The sequence below is a fragment of the Kineosporia corallincola genome, assembly GCF_018499875.1.
In the GTDB taxonomy this organism is placed as follows: Bacteria; Actinomycetota; Actinomycetes; order Actinomycetales; family Kineosporiaceae; genus Kineosporia; species Kineosporia corallincola.
The window spans coordinates 18,726-41,708 of sequence record NZ_JAHBAY010000022.1 but is presented as its reverse complement, the minus strand read 5'-3'; the positions used below and the strand labels follow the sequence as shown (position 1 = coordinate 41,708).

Sequence of the window (22,983 nt, the reverse complement as noted above, 5' to 3'; positions counted from 1 at the left end):
TCCCGCAACGATGCGCGCTCGGGTGTGGTTCCGGATCCACCGGCGGATGTTCCTGGCCGGCTGGCGACGGGGTTCCCGCTACCGGGCGGCCGCGCTGGGCGGCCTGGTCGCCAACGCCACCTTCGGCTTTCTCAAGGCCAGCATCCTGGTGGCGGCGGTGCACGCCGGAGGCGGGAGCATCGGTGGCTACGACACCGCGTCGATCGCCGCCTACACCTGGCTGTCCCAGGCGCTGCTGGGGTCGGTGAACCTGTCCGGTCGCAGCGATCTCGCCACCCGGATGAAAGACGGCAGCATCGCCGTCGACCTGCTGCGCCCGGTCGATCTCCAGACCGTGACCACCGCCCAGGAGGTCGGCCGGGCGCTGTTCGCGCTGCTGCCCCGGGCCGTCCCGCTGATCCTGCTCGGCATGCTGGTCGGCGGCATGCGCCTGCCGGTCGACCCGGTGACCCTGGGGCTGGGCGTGGTCAGCGTCGTCTCGGGGGTGACGCTGTCCTTCCTGACGGTGTATCTGGTGGCCGTCGCCGGGTTCTGGATGCTGGAGACGCGTGGGCTCCAGACCGCCTACATGATCCTCTCCGGATTCCTGGCCGGCCTGTTCGTGCCGGTCACGCTGTTTCCCGCCTGGCTGCTCGCGGTGGCCAGGGCCACGCCCTTCCCCAGCATGCTCCAGACCCCGATCGACGTGCTGTCCGGGCGCCTGAGCGGCATCCCGGCGGCACAGGCGGTACTCGTGCAGCTGGCCTGGATCGCCGGGACACTCGCGGTCGGCCAGCTGGTCACCCGGGCCGGGCGCCGGCGGCTGGAGGTGCAGGGTGGCTGAGCGCACGTCGTTCGTCCGGCCCTACCGGGCAATGCTCGGCGCCCGGGTGCGCGCCCAGAGCAGCTACCGGGCCAGTTTCGGCCTGGACCTGGTCACCTCGCTGCTGATCGGGCTGGTGGAACTGGCCGAGGTCTGGGTGCTCTACCGGTCCGTGGACGGGATCGGCGGCCTGGACCTGACCACCGCCCTGCTCGTGTTCGGCCTGGCCGACACCGCTTTCAGCATCGCCGACCTGCTGGTCGGGCACCTCGACACGCTGCCGCAGTACCTGCGGGCCGGCACCTTCGACGTGTTCTGCCTGCGCCCCCAGCCCCTGCTGGCCCAGCTGATCACCAGCGACATCAGCCTGCGGCGGGTGAGCCGGGTGATGGTCGGGCTCACCGTGCTGACCGGCGCCCTGATCGCCAACCACGTGCCGCTCACCCCGGGCAGCGTCCTGCTGGTCCTGCTCAGCCTGCTGTCCGGAACCGCCATCTCCACCGGCACCTTCGTGGCGGCCTCGGGCGCGCAGTTCTTCCTGGTCGATGCCGCCGAGATGACCAACAGCGTGGTCTACGGCGGACGCTACGCCTCCACCCAGCCGGGATCGGTCTGGAACCGGCCGCTGATCGCCCTGTTCGGCTTCACCGTCCCGATGGCCTTCGCCGGCTACCTGCCCACCCTCACCCTGCTGGGCCTGCCCGCCCCCTGGCACCTGCCCACCTGGGCCGGATGGCTGGCACCGGTGGCGGCGCTGTGGACGGGCGGCCTGGCCTGGCTGTCCTGGCGCACCGGCACCCGGCACTACCAAGGAGGCGGAGGCTGATGCCCGGCCCGTCCACCCCGTCCACCGGCGAACCCGTCATCCGGACCGAGTCGCTCACCCGCCGATTCCGGGTGCGCACCAAGGGATTGCGCAGCAAAGAGGTCACCGCGGTCGAGGACCTGACGATCAACGTCGCGGCAGGAGAGTCCGTGGGCTACATCGGCGCCAACGGCGCCGGGAAGTCCACCACCATCAAGATGCTCGCCGGCATCCTCGTGCCCTCCTCCGGCACCGCCCGCACCTGCGGGCTCGAACCGGTGACGCAGCGCCGTCGTCTGGCCCGCCGGCTCGGCGTCGTGTTCGGGCAGCGCTCCCAGCTGTGGTGGGACCTGCCCCTGGCCGAGTCGTTCGGCATCCTCGCCGCCGTGCACGACCTCAGCAAGAACCGCGAGCACGAGCGCACCGCCGAGCTGGTCGAGCACCTGGAGCTGGGGGAGTTCCTGGCCACCCCGGTGCGTCAGCTGTCCCTGGGCCAGCGCATGCGCGGGGAGGTGGCCGCGGCGTTGCTGCACTCGCCGGAGCTGCTGGTGCTGGACGAGCCGACGATCGGCCTGGACGTGGTCAGCAAGCAGCGGCTGCGGGAGTTCCTACTGGCCGAACGCGCCGTGCACGGAACGACTTTGCTGCTGACGACGCACGACATGGGCGACGTCAGCCGGTTGTGCGAGCGGATCCTGCTGGTCGACCAGGGCCGCCTGGCCTACGACGGCACCCTGGCCGGGCTGTCGAAGACGGTAGCGATGCGCCGGGTGCTGGTGGTGGACCTGACCGCCCCGACACCGGACCTGCACGGCCTGCCGCACGCCGAGCACCTGGGCAGCGAGGCCGACGGCCTGCGTCAGCGCCTGGCCTTCGACCCGGAGGTCACCACGGCCGCGGCCCTGCTCGCGGCGGTGTCGGATCAGGCCGCGGTGCGCGACCTCTCGGTGGAGGAGCCGGACGTCGAGGACGTCGTGCGGCGGGTGTACGTGAGCCGTGGGCGCTGACGGGTGAGCACGTGATCCGGATCCATCTCGACGAGATCACCCGGGCCCGCACGCGGATCACGATCAGCCCTCTACTCGAGATGATCCGCAGCCTGGAGCTCCTGCACCGGCACCCGGTCGCGGTGCCGTGGCCGTACACCGACTGGGCCGACCGGGCCCGGGAGGTGCTGCGCACGCAACCGGGCACGGCGCCGCTGCGGCTGTACGGCGACCTGTACGGCAAGGACCACGGCCGCCCCACCCCCGACGTGTTCACCCCGTTGCCCGAGCAGGCCCTGCCTGACCTGGAGACCGAGCTCGGCCTGTTGCGGCGCACCGAACCGGCCGTGATGCGCGAGCAGTTCGGGAAGCATTACCCCGAAGGCATTCCCGCCTTCCTTCAGGTCTACGAGCGCGAGCCGGAGGCCGCCTTCGCCCGCCTGGCCGACGCCTTCGCGACCTACTGGCAGCTGGCCGTGGAACCGTACTGGCCGGCGATGCGCACGGCCCTGGACGAGGAGGTGCTGCGCCGGGCCCGGGCACTGGCCACCGAGGGCGCCGACGCGCTGCTGCTGGACCTGCACGGCCCGCAGGTCTGGCAGGCGCCGGTGCTCAGCTTCCCGCGGCACCGCAAGGAGTCCACCCTCGTGGCGGTCGACCAGCGGCTGCTGCTGATCCCGCTGATCTTCGCCGGGAACACCTCGATGGTCTCGACCGACCATCCGCACATCCAGTCGATCTCCTACCAGGCCCCGGGACAGGCACTGCTCGCCGCGCGCCCGCCCTCGTCGTCCCCACCCGACCGGCTGACGGTTCTGCTCGGCCCCGCCCGCTCCGCCGTGCTGCTGGCCCTGCGCCGGCCCTCCAGCACGACCGGCCTGGCCCAGGAGCTGAAGCTGGCGCCCAGCACGGTCTCCGAGCACCTGGCCGGGCTGCTGGCCGCCGGTCTGGTCCGGCGCAGGCGTTCCGGCCGCCGGGTGCTGTACGAGCTGGAACCGGCCGGGGCCGCGTTGCTCTCGCTGCTCGGCTCGCCCACGCAGGACGGCGGATTCGGGTAGGGCCGAATCAATGCCGCCCACCCGGACCGCTGCCTACCGTTCGATCACTCCTGACCGTGATCGACGCGAGGTCCCTACCCAATGCGCCCCGAGAACACCCTGCTCCTGGACGTCGTCCGACGTCGCGCCCGGCCCCTGACCCTGGGCGGCTGCGCCTCCATGGCCCACCAGGGCTGCGAGGCGCTGGTCCCGCTGGCCATCGGGCTGGCCGTCGACCACGCCGTCGACGGCGGTTCCCCCGCCACCCTCGGGCTCGCCGTGGCGGGCGTCCTCGGACTGTTCGTGGCGCTGGCCCTGGGCGGCGGTGTGCAGTTCTGGATCCTGGCCGCGGCGCTCCAGCGGGAGGCCCACACCCTGCGGGTGCGCGCCGCCGGCCGGATCCTGGGCCGCCCGGCGACCGGGTACGAGCGTCCCGCCGGGGAGCTGATGTCCGTGCTGACCGCGGACGTCGCGGCGGTGGCCGGGGTGCTTCCGGCGGTCTCGCTGATCCTGTCCGGGGTGACCGGGCTCGCGGTCACCGTGGTCGTGCTGGTGCGGGTGGATCTGGCCCTGGGGCTGGGACTGGCCCTGGTGGTGCCGCTGCTGATGGCCGGGATCGACCGGATCACGCCCTGGCTGGAGCGCAGGCTCGCCCGGCAGCAGCACCGCGCGGGACTGGCGGCGGCCTTCGCCGCCGAGCTGGTGGCAGCGCTGCGGCCGGTGCGGGCCCTCGGCGGCATCGGCGAGGCGGCACGCCGGTACCGGCTGGTCAGCGGGCGCTCGCGGCAGGCGGCCCTGGACGCGGCGACCGCGTCCGCGGTGGTGACCGGGGCCGGCCTGGTGGCCACGGCCGCCGTGGTGGTGACGACGACGGTGCTGGCCGGGCGGATGGCGAGCAGCGGCCGGATCACGGTGGGCGAGCTGATCACCGTGGTCGCCATGGCCTCGTTCGTCGCCGACCCGGTGCAGCGGGTGGCGAGCGGGGTGCAGAAGATCACGGTGTCGCGGGCCAGTGCCGCCCGGATTCTGCCGTATCTCTCTGATCAGGAACCGCTTTCGGTGGACGATGGCTCGCTGCCCGTCGGGTGGGACTTCGGACTGGCGCAGGGCGAGATGCTCGGCGTCGTCGCCACCGATGCGGATGCGGCACAGAGAATGGTGGACGACGTCCTGGCCGCGCGGTACCCGTCCCAGGACCCTGCGGTTCAGCACGTTCTGGCCGAGCCGCCGGCGGCCTACCTGCTGGGCGGTTCGGTGGAGGCGGCCCTGGACACCGGGCGGGCGACGCCACCGGAACGGACGCAGCGGGCCCTGGTCGCCGCCGCGGCCGACGGCCTGGGCGCGGGACCGCTGACCGGTGGGGGAGCGAACCTCTCCGGCGGCCAGCGGCAGCGCCTGGCGCTGGCCCGGGCCCTGGCCGCCGACCCGCCGGTGCTGGTGCTGCGCGACCCGCTGACGGCGGTGGACGCGGTCACCGAGGACACGATCGCCCGGCGACTGCGGGAGGCACGCGGCCGGGCCCGGCACGGCACGGTCGTCGTCACCAGTTCACCGGCGTTGCTGATGCGCTGCGACAGAGTGGTTTTCGCCACCGCAGACGGGGATCGACTGGTCGGCGACCATGCCACGCTCCTGGAACGGCCCGGCTACCGTGAGGCGGTGCGGCGATGAGCGCCCTGCCGGTGGCCACCGGCCGCCAGACCTGGAACGGGCTGCGCCGTTCGGCGGCCCGGCACCGCCGGGAGGTGGCGCTCGCGGGTTGCTGGACGTTCCTGGCCAGCACCGGGATCGTCGCCCTGCCGATGCTGCTGGGCCGGTGTGTGGACGACGTACGGCTCGGCCGGTCCTCCTCCCTGCCGGTGATGCTGGTGCTGACCGGCCTGGTCGCGGTGCTCGGGGCGGTCGTGACGGCCCTGGCTCAGCGGGCCACGGCCCGCCTGGGCGCCCTGATCGCGGCCGACGTGCGCGAGCAGGCGATGACCGGGGCGCTGGGCCTGGAACCGGTGCTGCTGGAATCGGCCGGCAGCGGCGACATCACCGCGCGGGTCACCGACGACGTCGAGACGTTCGTGGCCGCCGTCCCGCTGATCACGCAGGCGTCCACGGCCCTCACGACGGTGCTGGTCGCGGTGGGGGCGGTCGCCGGGTTGGACTGGCGGCTGGCGATCGCGTTCGCGGTGGTGCTGCCGATCTACTGGTTCGGGCTGAGCCGCTACCTGGCCCGGGCGGGAGCTCTGTACGCGAGCGAACGGCGGGCGGCGGCCGAGCGGGGCCAGGTGCTGCTGGAGTCGCTCGAAGGACGTCCCACCGTAACGGCTTACGGGATGGCGGCGCTCCAGGCCGACCGGATCGAGCGGGCCTCGGCGCAGAGCCTGGAGGTGCGGCTGCGCACGGTCGGGGTGTCGCTGTGGTTGTCGAAGTCGATGAACGCGGCCGAGGCGGCCGGGCTGAGCTCGATCCTGGTGACCGGATTCTGGCTGGTGCGGGCCGATCTGGTGACCGTCGGGGCGGTGACGGCGGCGGCACTGCTGTTCCACCGCCTGTTCGACCCGCTCGGCACGCTGCTGGGATCCTTCGACGAGGTGCAGCGCGCCGGCGCCGCGCTCGCCCGGATCGTCGGGGTCACCCTGGTGCCCCCGCGCGTCCGCCCTCAGGCGCCACTCCCGCACGGCGGCGTGCGGGTTCGGCTGCGCGGGGTGCGGCATTCCTACGACGGCGTGCACGACGTGGTCGCGGGGGTGGATCTGGACGTCCCGGCCGGGTCGTCGCTGGCGGTCGTGGGCACCAGTGGCGCCGGGAAGAGCACGCTGGCGGGCCTTCTCGCCGGTCTCTTCCCGGCCACGGCCGGAACTCTCTGTCTCGGTGACGATCACGGGCAGATCGCCGTGGGCGAGGTGGAACCGGAGCGGCTGCGGGAGTGGGTGGCGATGGTCTCGCAGGAGACCCACGTGTTCGCCGGAACCCTGCGCGACGACCTGCTGCTCGCCCGTCCCGGCACGCCGGACGGCGACCTGTGGCGCGCCCTCGCCCGGGTGGGCGCCGAGCGCTGGGTGGCCGCGCTGCCCGGCGGCCTGGACACGCTCGTCGGTGCCGGCGGGCACCTGCTGACCCCCGTGCAGACCCAGCACCTGGCCCTGGCCCGGCTGGTGCTGCGGGATCCGCCCCTGCTGGTGATGGACGAGGCGACCGCCGAGGCCGGCAGTGCCGGGGCCCGCGACCTGGAGCAGGCGGCCCTGGCGCTGCTGGACAACCGGACGGCCGTGGTGGTGGCGCACCGTCTGTCGCAGGCCCGGGCCTGCGACCGGATCGCCGTGATGGACGGCGGCCGGATCGTCGAGATCGGTTCTCATGCGGAGCTTCTGGAACGGGGCGGGCGGTACGCGGAGCTGTGGCGGGCATGGTCGCCGCAGCCTGCCCGGCCCCTCACCCCTTGACCGCGCCACCGAAGGCGAAGGCGCCCCCGAGCCGGCGGGCCAGGAACAGGTAGAGCACCAGTGCGGGCAGGGAGTACAGCAGCGAATAGGCGGCCAGCTGCCCGTAGACGATCTCGCCGTACTGCCCGAAGAACGTGAAAATGCTGACGGACGCCGGGAGCCGGTCGTTCGACAGCAGCAGCACGAAGGGCACGAAGAAGTTTCCCCACAGCCCGATGAAGGTGTAGATCGCCACGACGGACATGCCCGGCCACATCAGCGGCAGGATGATGTACCGCAGGGCCTGCATGGGTGAGGCACCGTCGGTCCAGGCCGCCTCCTCCAGCTCGATCGGCACACCGTCCATGAAGTTCTTGGTCAGCCAGATCGAGATGGGCAGCGCGCTGGTCGCCATGAACAGGACGGTTCCCGGTACGGTGTCGATCAGGTCGATCTGCACGAACAACCCGTAGACCGGCACCATGATCGCGGTGATCGGCAGGCCGGTCGCGAAGAGAATGGTGAGCAGGAACGGCCGGTTCCAGCGAGACCGGTAGCGCGACAGGGGATATGCGGCCAGCACAGCACCGATCATCGTCAGCACGGTGCCCCCACCGCACAGCACCAGGCCGTTGAGCACCGGGCGGTACGTCGTCTCGACATTGAGCACCGCCCGGAAATTGTCGAAGGTCCATGGCCGTGGCCAGGACACCGACAGCCCCGCGGTTGCGTTGAACGCCGCCGCGACCACCCAGACCATCGGGACGACGAAGGCCAGGCCCACCGCGAGCAGGGCGAGATTCGCGGCGCCCTTCCCGGCCGGCCCGCGGGTGACCGCGCTGTGCCGGGCCTCGCGCAATGGCGTGGGCGTGGAAGACGGCCGCTGCTGGGCGGTTCCGGCGGTCATCGGGTCGCCTCCTCAAGCCGCAGCACCCGCAGATACACCAGTGAGAACACCCCGCCGAGGGCCAGCAGGAGCAGGGCCAGGGCGGTGCCGTACCCGAGCTGCGACAGCTGAAAAGCCTGCTGGTACGCGTACAACGGCAGAGTGGTGCTCGCTCCGCTGGGGCCACCACGCGTCATCGTCCAGATCAGCCCGAACACCGACAGCGTCTGGAGGGTGATGAGCATGAGGTTGGTCGCGATCGTCCGGCGCACCATGGGGATCGTGACGCTCACCAGGCGGCGCAGGGTGCCCGCGCCGTCCATCGTCGCGGCCTCCTCGATCTCGCGCGGCACCTCGGACAGGGCCGCCGAGTACACCAGCATAGAGAACGCCGTGCCACGCCAGACATTGGCCAGCGAGACCGCCAGAATGGGCTGGCTGTAGAGCCAGTCCTGGCCCGGCAGGTGCAGCACGCCGAGGATCTGGTTCAGCGGCCCGCCGTCGCCGAGGAAGGCCAGCCACAGGTAGCCGGTGACGACCTCGGGCAGTACCCAGGCACCGATCACCACGGCGCTGACGGCGGTGCGCACCACAGCGCCACCGGCGCGCATCAGCAGGGCGAGGAGCATCCCGAGCAGGTTCTGCCCGATGATCGCCGAGGTGATGGTGAAGAACAGGGTGTAACCGAGCGCACGGCCGAAGTCGCTGCTGGTGAAGGCCTTCCGGAAATTGTCCAGACCGACGAACGACGCCCCGCTCGACCCGGTCAGCGCCATGTCGGTGAACGCCGAGTACAGGCAGTACAGGATCGGGCCGGCCAGGAACACCGTCAGGAGCACCACCGCCGGGGCCAGCGGCAGGCCGCGCACCACGGCCCGGCGGCGTTGCAGCTGGGCGGTCGTCACGACGTCGCCTCGATCACGTCGTCACCGGCCACGTCCCTCACCGCGTCGTCGTAGTCGGCGGCGGCCTGCTGCGGGGTGCGGTCGCCGGTGCAGACGGCCTCGGTGGCCTGCTGAATGGCGGTGGAGATTCGTGGATAGACGGCGTAGGCCGGCCGGTACTGCGTGTTCTCGACCAGGCCGGCGAAGAACTCGTTGGTCGGGTTGGCCGCGACGAACTCCGGGTCGGCGGCGACGTCGGAGCGCACGGGAATCTGCACGGCGTTGACGTCGTAGGTCGTCTCGTTCTTGCGGCTGGTCACGGTCTTGATGAATTCCCAGGCCTGGTCCGGGTTCTGGGCGTTGACCGGGATCGCGTAGGTCCAGCCGCCGGACATGCTCACCGGGGGCCCGTCGCCGTGCTGCGTGGGCATGCCGACCACGCTCATCACCTCGGACCACTCCTTCCAGGGTGTGGCTCCGGTGGGCAGCCAGGTCCCGCAGGCGTACGAGCCGTCGAGTGAGATGGCGAGTTCGCCGCCGGGGATCAGCTTCTGGTTGGTGGTGTTCGAGAAGTCGGTGGAAAGAGCCTGTTTGATGTCCGGCCCGAGTCCTTCGGAGAACAGCGTGCGGTAGAAGGTGAGGACGTCGACGACTCCCTGGCTGCCGATCACCCACTTGCGGGCGGTGGGGTCGAACAGCGGGTTCTCGCCCGTGCCGTACAGCAGCATCTCGTAACCGCTGATCGTGGTCGCCTCCCCGACACCGGTGCCGGTGTAGACGTTCAGCGGGATGACGCCCGGCAGCCTCGACTTGATCGTGCGGGCAGCGGTGAGCACGTCGTCCCAGGTCGCCGGCTGCCAGTCGGTGGGCAGGCCGGCCTGGTCGAAGAGGTCCTTGTTGTACCAGAGCGCCCGGGTGTCGGTGCCGTCCGGAACGCCGTACGTCTTGCCGTCCAGGGCCTTGGCCGCGGCCTTGGCGGCGGGCAGGAACCGCGGCCAGTCGCTCCACGACCCGAGCCGGTCGTCGAGGGCGGTGAGGTAGCCGGCCTCGATGTCGGAGTTGATCAGGAAGGTGTCTTCGTACACCACGTCCGGTGCCGTCCTGGGGGAGCGCATGAGGAGCTGGAGCTTGGTGTAGTAGTCGCTCTCGCCGGCCTTGATCGGCTCGAAATCGACGGTGACACCGGGGTTCGCGGCCTCGAACTCCTTCTTGACGCCGGCCAGGAAGTCGGCCTGCACGGTGGAGGCGCCGAACTGCTGGAAGACGACCTTGACGCTCTTGCCCGAGCTCCCGGATCCGCCGCCGCAGGCGGTCAGGGCCGCGGCGGCCGAGGTTCCGGCGAACCCGCCGAGCAGCGCCCGGCGGGTGAGGGTGAAGGGTGGGCGAGGACTGGTGCTCATCTGGGCCTCCGGACCTGACGTCATCGTCGGATGGAAGGGCGGAGCGGAAGGGGGCAACAGCAAGGGCGGGGGCCCGGTTTCAGGGCCGGCGCAGGCGCAGGGTCAGAATCTGGAAAGGGCGCAGTGAGACGGTGAATTCGCCGGTCCGCCCGGTCTCCCGCACCGATGCCGCCGGGTGGTCGAGGGGGCGCTCCAGCAGATCGACGACCGCCCAGGAACCGAACGAGGCGTCCACCCGGAGCGCGGTGCGCTGCCGTACGCCGAGAGACTCGTAGACCCGCACGACCAGGTCGCCGCTGTCATCCTCGGCGAGTTTGACCGCACTGAGCACGATTCCGGGTTCGTCGATCTCGACGAGCGGAGCGACCGCCCGGTCACCGGGAACCGTCCGGGCGGGCAGGTTGATCCAGTGCCCTTCCCGGGTGGAGTCCAGCAGCGTGGCGCCCGGCACCAGGGCATAGGTCAGACGGTGGACGCCCAGATCGGTGTGCGGGTCCGGGAACCGGGGGGCCCGCAGCAGGGACAGGCGCACGGTCGTGGTCGTTCCGCCGTCCCCACGCACGGTTCTGGAAACGTCGTGCCCGTAGGTGGAGTCATTGACGACGGCGATGCCGTAATCGGGTTCTCCCACGTGCAGATAGCGGTGAGCGGGGATCTCGAACTGCTCGCGTTCCCAGGTGGTGTTCGTCGTCGTGGCCCGCCGCACGTAGCCGAACTGCATCTCGGCGGTGGAGACCTCGGCCCGCACGTCGAGCGGAAAGGCGGCCTTGAGGAACTTCTCGCACTCCTGCCAGTCCACCTCGGTGTCCACGTCGACCCGCCGGGCGCCGGGCGCGAGCGAGAGCACCTGGGTGGCCCGGGAAGCGCCGAAGGTGCGGGCGATCTCGATCCAGGCCACCCCGTTTTCACGGGTCCCGCTGGTCAGCGAGTCGACCTGGGTGATGTCGGTGACCTGGGCGGTGTAGTGCCGGTCGACCTCCCATGCGTCCCACTCGTAGGGCAGGTCCTGGTGGAGCTGGAGCAGGTTCGCCGCCTCTCCCGGCGGGACGGCCTCGCGGCCGGTGGCGGCGTCGATGACGGACGTCAGCAGTCCACGCCCGTCGACGACGACCCGGACCAGCCCGTTGTCCAGCACGGTCCCGATGTCGTTGTGCGACAGCACGACCGGCGCGTCCGGCGAGGCCGCCAGAATCGCACCGCCCCCGGCCGGGACGCCGGATCGGGCGTGGGGTGCGGCGTTGAACGTGACAACGTCTGTGGAGGCGGGGTTTCCGGCCAGAGCCCGTTGTGCCTCGCCGATGATCTGCTCCAGCTCGGCGGCGATCTGCGCGTAGGTGTCCCGGGCCTGCCGGTGCACCCAGGCGATGGCCGAGCCGGGCAGGATGTCGTGGAACTGGTTCGTCAGCACGCGTTTCCAGATCGCGTCCAGCCGCTCCGACGGATAGCCGGCCCCGGTGCGCACGGTCGCCGTGGCCGCCCAGAGTTCCGCCTCGCGCAGCAGGTGCTCGCTGCGGCGGTTGCCGGCCTTCATCGCGTGCTGCGTGGTGTAGCAGGCGCGGTGAGCCTGGAGATACATCTCGCCGGCCCAGACCGACGGTGCCGGGTGGTCTTCGAGGGCCTTGCGGAAGAAGTCTGCCGGAGGCTCGATCTCGACCCGGGCCGAACCCTCCAGGTTCGCCAGGCGGCTGGCCCGGCCGACCATCTCGCGGGTCGGCCCGCCACCACCGTCGCCGTGGCCGAACGGGACCAGCGAACGGCTGGCCATTCCCTTCTCGGCGTAGTTGCGCACGGCGTGGGCGAGGTCCTTGCCGGACAGGTCGGAGTTGTAGGTGTCCACGGGTGGCAGGTGCGTCAGCACACGGGTGCCGTCCAGTCCCTCCCACCAGAACGTGTGGTGCGGAAACCTGTCGGTCTGGTTCCAGCTCATCTTCTGGGTGAGGAACCACCGCGAGCCGGAGAGCGCGACCAGCTGCGGCAGGGCCGCGGTGTATCCGAAAGAGTCCGGAAGCCAGACCTCTTCGGTCTCGATGCCGAACTCGTCGAGGAAGAACCGCTTGCCGTGCACGAACTGGCGGGCCAGGGCCTCGGAACCGGGGAGGTTGGTGTCCGACTCCACCCACATGCCCCCGACCGGCACGAACTGCCCGGTGCCGACCTTCTCCTTCATCCGCTCCCAGACCGCCGGCCGGTGTTCCTTCATCCAGGCCCACTGCTGCGCCGACGACATCGCGAACACCAGCTCGGGGTGGTCGTCCATCAGCTGGGTGACGTTCGCGGCGGTGCGGGCGACCTTGCGGACGGTCTCGCGCAGCGGCCACAGCCAGGCGGTGTCGATGTGGGCGTGGCCCACAGCACTGACCCGGTGCGCGCTGGCGACGGCCGGTGCGGCGAGCGCGGGTTCGAGCGCCCGCCGGGCGGCTCCGGCGGTTCCCGCGACGTCACGCAGGTCGATCGCGTCGAGCGCCGCCTCCAGCGCCCGCAGGATGTTCCAGCGGCGCGGCTCGTCGGTGCTCAGCTCGTGCATCAGCTGGTCGAGCACCTCGATGTCGAGCACGAGGTTCCAGATCTCCCGCTCGAACACCGCGAGCTCGACCCGGCGTACCCGGTAACGTGGCTCACGGTCGGCGGTTTCGATGTCTCCAACCAGAGTTCCGGTGCCCTGCGGCACACCCCAGCCCTCGCCGAACAGGTCCGGGTTGGAGGCGGCCTCCACGTAGAGGTCGACCGGTTCCCCGCCGGTGGCGGCGGCAGTGATCGGCACCCAGATCGAGTCCGGGTTGAGGGCTTTGACCGGGGAACCGTCTGGGCGCATCACCAGGCCCTCGGCGGAGAACCCCGGGCCGGTGGTGGAGAAGCCGAGATCGACCACGGCCTCGACCTCGCGTCCGGCCCAGCCGGACGGGAGCGTGCCGGTCAGGTGGAACCAGGTGGTCGCCCAGACCGGGCCCCAGACCTGTCCGGCCGCGGCCGGCCGGTAGCCGGCGGCCAGGCCCTCGTCGACCGGGACGGGTTCACCGGGAGCCTGCCAGAACTCCAGGGTGAGCGGGGCGGTGGCGCCGTGCACCGCCGGGCGCAGGCGCTCGTCCAGGATGCGGCGGATCCGTCGTTCGGTGTGCACACGGTCGTCATGCATAGGCCCTCCTCGACGAGTTTTATGCACTGATTTGAAGGTATTTAGTACGGTTTAATGCGTCAAGCAGTGGCGGCTCGGCTGCTGCGGAGGGGGAGACCATGACATCGGCGTCGCGACCGCCCGGGCCCCCGCCCGGCGTCAGCCTTTTCCGCTGGGTGAAGGACTCGTTGCGGCAGTCGATCGCCCGTGGCGAGTACGACCCGGACGCCCCGTTCGTCACCCAGCGCGAAATCGTCGAACGGTTCGGGGTGTCCAGCACGACGGCCGTCCGGGCCCTCAGCGAACTGGCCACCGAGGGGGTGGTGGTGCGCCGGCGCGGGCAGGGCACCTTTGTCGTCCCTCTGCTGCCGGACATGCCCGGGGGAGGGGCCGAACCCACGACCATCGCCTATGTCAGCCCGGACAGCGACGGGCACAAGCACATCCTCCAGCGCGGCCTGGCCTCCGAGGCGGCACGTCTGGGGCACCGGCTCCTGGTCGCGAACACTCTCGACCAAAATCACGAGCAGAGGACGCTGGTGGACGTCGCCGGGTCGGGTGTCCGTGCCGTCGTCCTGTATCCCTGGGACGGCTCGCGCGCGGGTCAGGTGGTCGCGGATCTGGAGGCCCGCGGCGTCGCCGTGGTGCTGGTGGACCGTTACTACCCCGAGGTCGCCACGGACGCCGTGGTTTTCGACGACCTGGCCATCGGCCACGACGTCACCGCGGCCGTCGTCGCCCGGGGCCACCGGGCCCCGGCCCTGCTCTGGAGCGAGCGGGACACCACCAGCGTCCGGGATCGTCGCAGTGGCTACTTCCGCGCGTTACGTGAGGCCGGTCTGCCCGAGCTGCCGGGGCGTTCGGTGCTGGAGAGCTACTACGACATGCCCCGGCCCGCGCGCCTGGAGCGCCTGCGGCGGCTGTTCGCCGAGCCGGCCGGCCTGAGCGCCGTGATCTGCTGCAACGCCGCCACGATGAGCGTGCTGATCGGTGATCTCCTCGGCCCCGGTCTGGAGGTGCCCGGGCAGGTCGAGCTGGCCAGCATGGACGACGGTGGCCCCGAAGGACTTTCACCGCTGGCCGCGGTCGTGGCGCAGCTGCCCGCCCGGGCGATGGGGGTGGCCGCCGCGCAGCTGGTGCACGAGAGGCTGAGCGGGTCGGCCGGGCCGAGGCGGCACGTCGTGCTGAAGGCCGGGCTGAAAACGGCCGGGAAGGGGCAGCGGACGCTGTCGCTGGTCTCGCCCCGGGGGACGTGATGGCTGGCGAAGCGTTGTCCTCTGCGGGCCCACCGTTCCTCGGACAGCCCCTTTTCTGGGTGATCAGTTGAGGCTTTCGGCGGGGTCCGCGTCGCCGTAGAATTTGGTCCAGAGCCCCATGAGATGCTCGTGGAATTCCTCGGTAGTGTCGAAATCCCACCCGGTCTCGCGTTCATACACGCGAGATGCGAGCTGGCCGGCCAGACTCTTGGCGAAACCGCGACGGAAGCCTTCCTTGATCCATTCGACCCGCAGATTGGCCACTGCGTCAACAAAGTCTTGTTCCCAGTTCGCTCGGAGCGCTTCAATATGCATCATTCCGGCTGAATATTCAAGGAATATTTCGATGTCCGGGTCTTCTTGGATCATCGTTCAGTCCTCAGGGTCTGGACATGCGGTCTTAAGATTGTAGCTACCGTCGTTGGTTCTTATGAAGACCGCGAACAGCGAGCCATTCTCGAAGTTGGATGTTGTCGCAAGATCCGCTCCAGCCCTCACGGCGCAACAAGTCTCGTCAATGCCATCCAAACTATCATCCTCGCAGGGTGATTCACCAGGATGACATCAGTTCAGTCCCGGACGGCGCGAGTCAGGGTCTGACCGAATCGGCCAGGTCCATGATCTTGGACTGAATCGGGTGCCTCGCGACGCTCCTACCTGACGTTTTCCTCAGGATCTGCATCTCCATAAAATCTCGTCCAAAGGGCACTGAGATGATCGTTCAGATCTTCAGGAGTGTCGAATGACCAGCCAGTTTCGCGCTCGTACTCGCGGATTGATATTTGGCCGCTCAGGCCTTTGGCGAAGCCTCTGCGAAAGCTTGTTCTCAGGGATTCAACCTTCAGGTTCTCTATTTCTTCGACGAACTCTGTTTCCCAGTTCTGGACGAGTCCGTTGACGTTCATTGCGCCCGCAGAGAAGTCGAGGAAAACTTTGATATCGGGGTCCGTGGTCACAATCAGTCCTTGGGATCCGGGTACATGGTAGTGAGATGGTATTGGCCGTCGCTGGTCCGTCGGAAGACGGCATGGACAAAGCCCTCGTGAAAATCCGAGAGTTCCGGTGAGGCACTTCCTGGGGGTATGCCGGTCGGGTTCCGCTGTGATCCTGCACGCCGGATCCCCCGTACTCGGGCCAGGTAGTTGGGGCCGAATACGTCGGACAGCGAGACCCGGACGACGAATGTACGCCGCCCGGTGGTTTGGCACTCGACTTCCCTGTTTCGGTACTCGCGGGTCGAGCGGACGTGTCTCTCGGCCTGGACGAGGGCTTCGTCGGCGGTGAACTTGGTGGCGTTCCGGCTGTATTGGTGAGGCCCTCCGTGAACGCCGTCCGTCGTGGTTCCGGTCATCGGGTCCTTGCCCCAGAGCGCCCGGTCGGTGAGTTGTTGATCGGTGATCTGGGCGCCGTGGCGTTGTGGCGCGTGGCCTTGGCGTCGCAGTTCCGCGATACGTGTCCGGATGGCGGCCAAGCCGCCGGTCGAGTCGCCTGCGGGCGTATCTCCGGCCGATTCTCCTGGCCTGGCGGATGCCTGTTCTTCGGCGATTTCCTTCTGAACAGCGGCGAGTGCCTCGCTCGATTCCTGAACCTTCTCGATCACATCCTGAAGGACCCCGGTCAGGTATTTCTCGCCGGTGGCGGCCAGGGTGCTGCGGGCTTCGTCGAGTTGACGGAGGAGGCCTTCCAGGCCTGTGTCGATCTCGTCGATCGCTATGCCGAGTCGTTCGGCGACGCCCGTGAATCCGTGCTCGTCGTGAAGCGGCTGAAGGATCTGCGCGCAACGCTCAGCCCGGTCGCATACCTCCGAGAGAGCGCCGGCGATCTCGGTGAGATGTTCAGCAGCGCTCTCGTATCCCTGGGCCACGTTGTCCCAGCCGTGCTCCCAGCTGCTGAGTGCCCGCTCCTGGGCGGTGGTGGCTGAGCCTGTGACTTGCTGATCATGTTGGCGCAGGGCCGTGGCGAGCGCGGTCAGGGATCCTTGGATCTCCTGTACCCGGTTCGTCACCGTCCATGACTATCGGTATCAAGCGGCCAGAACAAGACATCAGGCATCGCCTGATGATGCTGGCCAAGATCTTCCCCACGGCTTCCTCGGCTTGCTGGCCTGTGCAAATGCAGCGTGATCCAGCAGATGCAGAACGAGTCCCAACAGACTCTGTAATCCCAGATAGAGCACGCCTGGGGATACGAGGGTGCCTGATCCTGGGTGCGAGACGCGAAGAAACCCCTCCATGTCCAGCCGGTGCTGCGTCTGGGATGCGGCGGAAGCGGACAGCCTCGCCCGGTGCTGACCATTGATCCTGATCAACTTGGCGAGTGCATCCCGGCTCGCAACCAGGTGCGCGATCTCGGCGTTGATCCGATCGTGCTCGTGAGACATCGCCACGAGGGCGGCTCCCGCGACGCGCAAATCGTCGGGTACGCCCACAATGAAGCGCGGGGCATGGTGCTTCTGCGCTGAGCCGGGGCGAAGCGGTGACGTCCGTCTCTGGGCGGCTCAGGGTGCCGGCCGAGTGACGGCGGCGACGACGTCGACTTCGATCAGGAAGGCGGGGGCGAACAGGGCGTCCACACCGATCACGGTGCTGGCCGGTGGTGGTTGATGGCCGTCGCGTAGCGCATCGAGGATGGGTAGCAGCAGGTCAGGGGTGTATCCGACGACGTAGATGGTCTCTTTGACGAGGTCTGCGCGGGTGGCGCCGGCCGCGGCCAGGGCGATGTCGATGTTGCGGGCGATCTGCGCGGCCTGTCCGGTGTGGTCGCCGGAAGCGACCGGTGCGCCGTTCTCGTCCCAGGCAACTTGACCGGAGAGGTGAATCAGAGTCTGGTCGGTGACGGTGACGACCTGGCTGATCAGTCCGGGCGAGGCATGCATGCCGGGCGGGTTGAGGCGAGTGACGGTCATGCCGCGAACTTCTTCGTGAATTGGGTGATTGCGTCGGCCTCGCCGGTTGCCCAGGCGATGTGGCCGTCGGGACGGATCAGGATGGCGGTGGCGTCGCCGAAGGCACCGGACCTGTGACGGTGGACTTGCAGGTGCGGATTGGCCAGGGCGGACAGTTCGGCCCCGGAGGTGAGATCGACCATCAGGTACGCGTCGGCGCGGGAGAGCGCCAGCAACTCCGGGGCAGCGACGCGGGTTCCGACCAGTGGATGGGCGTCGGTATCGGCGGTCGGGTAGGCCACGTCAAGGGCGCTGACCCGGTTCGCGAGCTGGTCGTTGAGCTGCGGCAAGGTCGAGATCAGCTCGCTGAGCAAGCCACGCAGGCTCAGCCCGTGCGGGGCGAACGCGGTCATCAGGGCGACCTGGGCGCGGCTGGTTTCGGTGAGACTGACGCCGACCGGGTGCCGTTCGGCGTGGTACGTGTCGAGCAGCCCGGTGGGGGCCCAGCCGTGCAGGGTGGCCGCGAGTTTCCAGCCGAGGTTGGCGGCGTCCTGGATGCCGACGTTCATGCCGACGCCACCGGCCGGGAAGTGCTGGTGGGCAGCGTCGCCGGCGAGCAGGACACGGCCCCTGCGATAGTCGGCGGCGAGCCGAGTGGCGTTGCCGTAGCGGGACAGCCATGCCGGGTCGCGCATGCCGAAGTCGTCACCGGCCATCGCGACTGCCTTGGCGCGCAGCTCGGCCAGGGTGAGGTCGCCGGGCCAGTCGGTGGTGATGTCGTCGGGGGTGATGCCGACGAGGCGGTGGATTCCGCCGGGCATCGGGACCACCATCAGGGTGCCCTGCGGGCCGAAGCAGCTGAAGCCGGGCGCGGGTGGCCGGTCCAGGACGACGTCGCCGAGCCAGCCGAGCACGGTCGACTCAGTGCCGGGGTGGTCGATACCGGCGGCGGTTCGGACGACGCTGCGGGCGCCGTCGCAACCGACCAGGTAAGCGGCTTCGAGTTCGTACCGGCCGTCCGGGCCGTCGACGGTTACGGTTACTGATTCAGGGTTCTCGGTGAAACCGGTGACCCGATGGCCACGCAGAATCCGGGCACCGGCGTCGGCCGCGTGGGCTTCGAGCAGTTCCTCAGTACGTGCCTGAGGCAGAGCCAGGGTGTACGGGAAGGCGCTGTTCAGCCGCCGGAAATCGAGCCGGGAGTCCAGGATGCCGAAGTGGCCGCCGGGCAGCGGCACGCCTTCGTCCAGGAACGGCCGCTGGATCTGGCGGGAGGCGAACACCTCGAGAGTGCGTGGGTGCACGGTCAGGGCGCGGGAGCGTTCGTCTCGTTCGGTGCGCTGTTCCAGCACGGTGGCCTGGACGCCTGCGAGGTGCAGTTCGGCGGCTAGCCAGAGGCCGACGGGGCCGGCGCCAGCGATGACGACGTGGTTGTTCATGGTCTTTCCTCCAAGAGAGTTCTTGGTCATCGACCAAGAATGATGGCAAGTAAACTTGGTCAGTGACCAAAAGACAAGAGGGTGCGAGGCTCAGCACATCCGCCGTCGTGCACGCTGCCGTCCAACTGCTCGACGACGAGGGCCTGGAGGGTTTGTCCACCCGCGCGGTGGCCGACCGGCTCGGCGTACGGATGAACACGGTGTTGTGGCACGTCAAGACGAAGGCCCGGATGCTGGAGCTGATGGCCGACGCGATCACCGGCGAGGTGTCCCTCGACGGGCTTCCGGAAGACCCCGGTCAACGGGTACGGGAGATCGGCCGCAGGCTGCGTGCCGCGGCGCTGGCCCATCGCGATGGCGCCGCACTGATCGTCGGCACTTACCCGGCCGAACCGAACACCCTGCGCCTTGCCGAGACGCTGGTCAGCGCCTGCGTGCACGCCGGGTTGTCCGACCGGGACGCGGCCTGGACCGCGTGGACGCTGATCTACTTCGTGCTCGGGCTCACCCAGGAGGAACAGGCGGCACCTGGCCCCGAGGAGAACCGCCTCAGCTCCGCCGTGGCAACGGGGGACTTCCCGATGCTGCGCCGCACCCTGCCGCACCTCGACGTCGGTGCCTTCGACGAGCGGTTCGAGTTCGGACTGGACAATATCCTTGGCCACCTACGCCGATGAGCGCTCAGCCGGAGTCGAACAGCTGTGCGCTGGCAGGCATCGCACCGAGGGTGGCAGGAGACGGATCGAGTGGATGCCGGGCACGACCACGATCTTGACCCGTCAGGGTCCCTGAAGTAACGGCAGGGCAGTCATTTCCACGCCAATCGAAGATCAACGAGTCCGGCGTGGAACTTTGAGGACTCGGGGTGCCGGGCTCATCGTCGTCCCTGCTGGTAAGGAACGCCTCAATCGTGAACGGCGGCGTAGCGGTCCAGCAGCGCCGGAAGGGTGCTCGCGAGCGGTCCTTCGAGAGTATCTGGCCGGTAGGGGTTACCGGCGAACTGGACGCTGGTCAGTTCCGGTGCCTCGCCCCGCCGGGCCTGCTCCGACACGTGCTGCGAGAATCGCTCGCGTGCGGCCGGTTCCGTGATCGGCTCGGCGCGGAAGAAGAAGCCGACGTTGCCGTTGGGATTGCGTGCGAGTGCCCAGCGGGTGAGGCGGGCCGGGTCGGCGTGGATGCCGGTCTCCTCCGCCAGTTCCCGCGCGGCGTGCTCCCGCAGCAGGTGCTCGGTCAGTGGCCGGCCGGGCGCGGGTGGTTCCACCGTTCCGCCGGGCAGCACCCATTGCTCGTGACCGGTGCCGGTCCACGCGGCGGTGCGTCCCAGGAGAAGCCCGGCCGGGGTCGGCTGGGCCACGGCCACGAACAGCGTCACCAGGGGCGTCGCCCCCGGCACCCGGCGCAGCGTCTGCCGCCGGTAGGTACTGCGGTACCAGGCAATGTCGATCCGGTCGGGGCCCGGTGCGGAGACGGTGGACACGGCGCTCACCGGTCCGTCGAACACCAAGGGGTTGTCGGCGGTCCATTGTTGCCACAGCATGTTCATGGCCATTTCGTGCCTGGGTTCCAGCACGGGGGAGGGTGTTTCGGTGAACGTGACCGTGTGGGCGTGCCAGAACCGGATCCGCGACCGGTCCGCTGCGGAGTGGGTCACTCGTCCCCCTCGTCGGACGCTCTGACTGCCGGATCTCCATCAATCTAGACCACCACCGAACACCACCACCGAACATCGGGGGATTCCCGTCCTGACAGGCAATGTCATTACCTGGTTGCCCGGCGGCCGTCCTCCTACAGTCGGGTCCAGTGCTCTCCGGCGTCGCGCAGAAGGTCGTGCGCAAGCGGGAACACGTGAAGCGGAGGAAACGCCATGGCCTGGACACCCGACACCGCACGAGCCCTGTCGGCCCCTCAGGAGGTACAGATCGTCACCCGGCGGCCCGACGGAACCCTGCGCCGACCACGCATCATCTGGATCGTCCGGGCCGGGGACCGGGTCTTCGTCCGTTCCACCAAAGGCCGTGGCGCGGACTGGTTCCGCGGCGCCGTGGCGACGGGTGCGGGGCAGATCGTGGCCGGCGGCGTGACCCACGACGTCATCTTCGCCGAGGCCGGCGCACCGGACCTGCCGCAGGTGGGTGCGGCCTACCGCGCCAAGTACGGGCACTACGCCTCGATCGTGGACCATCTCGAGGAGCCGGGGCCGCGAGCGGCGACCCTGGAAGTCCTTCCGGCCTGAAGAAAGGAAAATCTGGTGGAATACCGCCTTCTCGGCCGCACCGGCCTGTCCGTCAGCTCCCTGTGCCTGGGCACCATGATGTTCGGTCCCTGGGGCAACGACGACCACGAGGACTCGATCCGGATCATCCACCGGGCCCTGGACGCCGGGATCAACTTCGTCGACACCGCGGACGTGTACTCCGCCGGAGTGTCGGAGGAGATCGTCGGCAAGGCCCTCCAGGGCCGGCGTGACGACATCGTGCTGGCCACCAAGTTCTTCATGCCGATGGGCGACGATCCCAACCAGGCCGGGGGCTCGCGCAAGTGGATCGTGCGGGAGGTGGAGAACTCGCTGCGCCGGCTCGGCACCGACTACATCGACCTGTACCAGGTGCACCGGCCCAGTGCCACGACGGACGTGGAGGAGACGCTGGGTGCCCTCACCGACCTGGTCCGGCAGGGCAAGGTCCGCTACATCGGCTCGTCGTCGTACTCCGGTTCCCAGATCGTCGAGGCTCAATGGGCCTCGCGGGAGCGGAATCTGGAGCGTTTCGTCACCGAGCAGCCGCCGTACTCGATCCTGGTCCGCGGCATCGAGGAAGACGTGCTGCCCACCGCGCGGCGTCACGGCATGGGCACCCTGGTCTACAGCCCGCTGTCCGGCGGCTGGCTGACCGGCCGCTGGCGCAAGGCGGCCCCCGGCGCCCCGACGTCGTCGGCGCGTCCTCCGGCCCGGTTCGACATGTCCAGCCCCGCCAATCAGCGCAAGCTCGACGTGGTGGAGGAACTGGCGCTGCTGGCCGAGAAGGAGGGCCTGACCATGATCGAGCTGGCCCTCGGGTTCGTGCTGAACCATCCGGGTGTCACGTCCGCGATCATCGGGCCGCGCACCATGGAACAGCTGGAGTCCCAGTTGCCCGGTGCCGACGTGCGGCTGAGTGCCGCGGTGCTGGACCGGATCGACGAGCTGGTGGCTCCCGGCGTCACCCTGAACCCCGACGACAATAGTTACGGGGCAAACGAACTGACGCCGCAGGCCCGGCGCCGCTGACCGGTCACCCCAGGAACCGCGGCGCCACCTCCCGCAGGTGCGCGACGCTGAGGGCCTGGGCCTGCGGGCTGTCCAGCTCGATCGCCACCTGGCCTTCGTAACCCGTTGCGGCCAGGGCGTTCAGGGCTGCGGCGGTGTCCAGCGTGCCGGTGCCCAGGGCCAGGTGGTCGTCGATCACCCCGTCGTTGTCGGTCAGCTGGACGTGCCCGATCCGCCCGGCCAGCTGCCCGACGAACGCGCTGGCCCCACCCGGCAGCAGGTTGGCGTGCCCCAGGTCGGCGCAGGCGGTCAGGGCGGGGGAGGCGGCCAGGTCGAGGATCGTCAGCACCTCCTCGGCGGTGCAGCCCAGATAGCGGATCTCGGCCTCGGCCGGCAGCTCGTTCATGTTCTCCAGCGCCAGCGTGACGCCCAGCCCGGCCGCGTACGACGCGGCGGCCCCCAGTGTGCGGGCCGCCTGCTCCACCCGTGCCGTGCGGTCGTCGCCGAACCAGTAGCCGGCGTGCACGATCACCACCGGGCAGCCCAGCGCCACGGCGAGATCGACGTAACCGGTCAGGTGCGCCACGACGGCTTCGCGGACGCCGGGTGTGATCTCGGCGACGTTCACGGCCGAGTCGGTGTGCAGCACGGCCCCGAACCCCTGCTCGCCCAGCATCGCGCGCACCCGCGCCGCGCGGGCCCCGTCGAACGCCGCGGGCCGGTTCGCCGGGTGCTGGCAGCTGAATTCCAGCTCCCGCAGACCGTGTTCGCGTACCCGGCCGAAAGCGTCCTCAAGTGGCTGGGGGCCGGTGGCCAGGGCGATCCGCAGTGGCAT

22 protein-coding genes are annotated in these 22,983 nt (G+C 69.7%); 11 read left to right on the top strand and 11 right to left on the bottom strand.

All coding sequences use genetic code 11. The features are described from left to right. Nucleotides 1–10: 10 nt before the first annotated feature. The 6 genes from KIH74_RS33925 (at nucleotide 11) to KIH74_RS33900 (ending at nucleotide 7,064) form a co-directional block, all read left to right on the top strand. Nucleotides 11–823: an ABC transporter permease gene (locus tag KIH74_RS33925; RefSeq protein WP_246573729.1), complete on the top strand. Its 813-nt coding sequence runs from the start codon at nucleotides 11–13 to the stop codon at nucleotides 821–823. After that, nucleotides 816–1,628 carry an ABC transporter permease gene (locus KIH74_RS33920; protein ID WP_308114074.1) on the top strand — a complete coding sequence of 271 codons (813 nt, stop codon included), beginning with the start codon at nucleotides 816–818 and terminating at the stop codon, nucleotides 1,626–1,628. The genes KIH74_RS33925 and KIH74_RS33920 overlap by 8 nt, the downstream gene beginning before the upstream one ends. Next, nucleotides 1,628–2,614 (top strand): ABC transporter ATP-binding protein, encoded by a 987-nt coding sequence (locus KIH74_RS33915; protein ID WP_214160531.1) that lies wholly within the window; start codon nucleotides 1,628–1,630, stop codon nucleotides 2,612–2,614. Before KIH74_RS33920 ends, KIH74_RS33915 begins: the two co-directional genes overlap by 1 nt. Before the next feature lie 11 nt (nucleotides 2,615–2,625). Continuing rightward, nucleotides 2,626–3,651, top strand: a complete 1,026-nt coding sequence (locus KIH74_RS39090; RefSeq protein WP_214160530.1) for an ArsR family transcriptional regulator — start codon at nucleotides 2,626–2,628, stop codon at nucleotides 3,649–3,651. A gap of 81 nt (nucleotides 3,652–3,732) precedes the next feature. After that, a complete protein-coding gene (locus tag KIH74_RS33905; protein ID WP_214160529.1) occupies nucleotides 3,733–5,301 on the top strand; it encodes an ABC transporter transmembrane domain-containing protein in 1,569 nt (522 codons plus the stop codon). Continuing rightward, a complete protein-coding gene (locus KIH74_RS33900) occupies nucleotides 5,298–7,064 on the top strand; it encodes an ABC transporter ATP-binding protein (RefSeq protein WP_214160528.1) in 1,767 nt (588 codons plus the stop codon). The genes KIH74_RS33905 and KIH74_RS33900 overlap by 4 nt, the downstream gene beginning before the upstream one ends. On the opposite strand, the gene KIH74_RS33895 is transcribed toward KIH74_RS33900, so the two are convergent. The 4 genes from KIH74_RS33895 to KIH74_RS33880 form a co-directional block, all read right to left on the bottom strand. Next, on the bottom strand, nucleotides 7,054–7,950 hold the full coding sequence (locus KIH74_RS33895; RefSeq protein WP_214160527.1) for a carbohydrate ABC transporter permease: 897 nt from the start codon (nucleotides 7,948–7,950) through the stop codon (nucleotides 7,054–7,056). The two genes, KIH74_RS33900 and KIH74_RS33895, sit on opposite strands and share 11 nt — an antisense overlap. Continuing rightward, a complete protein-coding gene (locus KIH74_RS33890; RefSeq protein ID WP_214160526.1) occupies nucleotides 7,947–8,834 on the bottom strand; it encodes a carbohydrate ABC transporter permease in 888 nt (295 codons plus the stop codon). Before KIH74_RS33890 ends, KIH74_RS33895 begins: the two co-directional genes overlap by 4 nt. Continuing rightward, nucleotides 8,831–10,213 carry an extracellular solute-binding protein gene (locus KIH74_RS33885; RefSeq protein WP_214160525.1) on the bottom strand — a complete coding sequence of 461 codons (1,383 nt, stop codon included), beginning with the start codon at nucleotides 10,211–10,213 and terminating at the stop codon, nucleotides 8,831–8,833. The genes KIH74_RS33890 and KIH74_RS33885 overlap by 4 nt, the downstream gene beginning before the upstream one ends. Before the next feature lie 79 nt (nucleotides 10,214–10,292). Further along, a complete protein-coding gene (locus tag KIH74_RS33880) occupies nucleotides 10,293–13,346 on the bottom strand; it encodes an alpha-mannosidase (protein ID WP_214160524.1) in 3,054 nt (1,017 codons plus the stop codon). A 98-nt stretch (nucleotides 13,347–13,444) separates the two neighbouring features. Here KIH74_RS33880 and KIH74_RS33875 point away from each other — a divergent pair, with 98 nt between their 5' ends. Then, a complete protein-coding gene (locus KIH74_RS33875) occupies nucleotides 13,445–14,581 on the top strand; it encodes a GntR family transcriptional regulator (protein ID WP_214160523.1) in 1,137 nt (378 codons plus the stop codon). 63 nt (nucleotides 14,582–14,644) lie between these two features. On the opposite strand, the gene KIH74_RS33870 is transcribed toward KIH74_RS33875, so the two are convergent. The 3 genes from KIH74_RS33870 to KIH74_RS33860 all read right to left on the bottom strand — a co-directional run bounded on the left by KIH74_RS33870 (nucleotide 14,645) and on the right by KIH74_RS33860 (nucleotide 16,586). After that, nucleotides 14,645–14,950: a hypothetical protein gene (locus tag KIH74_RS33870; RefSeq protein WP_214160522.1), complete on the bottom strand. Its 306-nt coding sequence runs from the start codon at nucleotides 14,948–14,950 to the stop codon at nucleotides 14,645–14,647. Nucleotides 14,951–15,234: 284 nt separating this feature from the next. Then, a complete protein-coding gene (locus KIH74_RS33865) occupies nucleotides 15,235–15,537 on the bottom strand; it encodes a hypothetical protein (protein ID WP_214160521.1) in 303 nt (100 codons plus the stop codon). Between the two features lie 2 nt (nucleotides 15,538–15,539). Beyond that, nucleotides 15,540–16,586, bottom strand: coding sequence for a hypothetical protein (locus tag KIH74_RS33860; RefSeq protein WP_214160520.1), 1,047 nt, complete (start codon nucleotides 16,584–16,586; stop codon nucleotides 15,540–15,542). 279 nt (nucleotides 16,587–16,865) lie between these two features. Between KIH74_RS33860 and KIH74_RS33855 the strand changes: the two genes are divergently transcribed. After that, nucleotides 16,866–17,042: a hypothetical protein gene (locus KIH74_RS33855; RefSeq protein WP_214160519.1), complete on the top strand. Its 177-nt coding sequence runs from the start codon at nucleotides 16,866–16,868 to the stop codon at nucleotides 17,040–17,042. A 36-nt stretch (nucleotides 17,043–17,078) separates the two neighbouring features. Here KIH74_RS33855 and KIH74_RS33850 read toward each other — a convergent pair whose 3' ends face one another. Together KIH74_RS33850 and KIH74_RS33845 are read right to left on the bottom strand one after the other, a co-directional pair. Next, a complete protein-coding gene (locus KIH74_RS33850) occupies nucleotides 17,079–17,486 on the bottom strand; it encodes a RidA family protein (protein ID WP_214160518.1) in 408 nt (135 codons plus the stop codon). Then, nucleotides 17,483–18,934, bottom strand: a complete 1,452-nt coding sequence (locus KIH74_RS33845) for an FAD-dependent monooxygenase (protein WP_214160517.1) — start codon at nucleotides 18,932–18,934, stop codon at nucleotides 17,483–17,485. Before KIH74_RS33845 ends, KIH74_RS33850 begins: the two co-directional genes overlap by 4 nt. A 32-nt stretch (nucleotides 18,935–18,966) precedes the next feature. Here KIH74_RS33845 and KIH74_RS33840 point away from each other — a divergent pair, with 32 nt between their 5' ends. Further along, on the top strand, nucleotides 18,967–19,581 hold the full coding sequence (locus tag KIH74_RS33840; protein WP_372492169.1) for a TetR/AcrR family transcriptional regulator C-terminal domain-containing protein: 615 nt from the start codon (nucleotides 18,967–18,969) through the stop codon (nucleotides 19,579–19,581). A gap of 227 nt (nucleotides 19,582–19,808) precedes the next feature. Here the strand turns inward: KIH74_RS33840 and KIH74_RS33835 are convergent, their stop codons facing one another. After that, nucleotides 19,809–20,555, bottom strand: coding sequence for an NUDIX hydrolase (locus KIH74_RS33835; RefSeq protein WP_214160515.1), 747 nt, complete (start codon nucleotides 20,553–20,555; stop codon nucleotides 19,809–19,811). 213 nt (nucleotides 20,556–20,768) lie between these two features. Here KIH74_RS33835 and KIH74_RS33830 point away from each other — a divergent pair, with 213 nt between their 5' ends. Together KIH74_RS33830 and KIH74_RS33825 are read left to right on the top strand one after the other, a co-directional pair. Then, the gene (locus tag KIH74_RS33830; RefSeq protein WP_214160514.1) at nucleotides 20,769–21,137 is read left to right on the top strand and encodes a DUF2255 family protein; all 369 of its coding nucleotides are present in this window, start codon (nucleotides 20,769–20,771) and stop codon (nucleotides 21,135–21,137) included. A gap of 15 nt (nucleotides 21,138–21,152) precedes the next feature. Next, nucleotides 21,153–22,169 (top strand): aldo/keto reductase, encoded by a 1,017-nt coding sequence (locus tag KIH74_RS33825; RefSeq protein ID WP_214160513.1) that lies wholly within the window; start codon nucleotides 21,153–21,155, stop codon nucleotides 22,167–22,169. Nucleotides 22,170–22,173: 4 nt separating this feature from the next. On the opposite strand, the gene KIH74_RS33820 is transcribed toward KIH74_RS33825, so the two are convergent. Further along, the gene (locus KIH74_RS33820; protein WP_214160512.1) at nucleotides 22,174–22,983 is read right to left on the bottom strand and encodes a sugar phosphate isomerase/epimerase family protein; all 810 of its coding nucleotides are present in this window, start codon (nucleotides 22,981–22,983) and stop codon (nucleotides 22,174–22,176) included.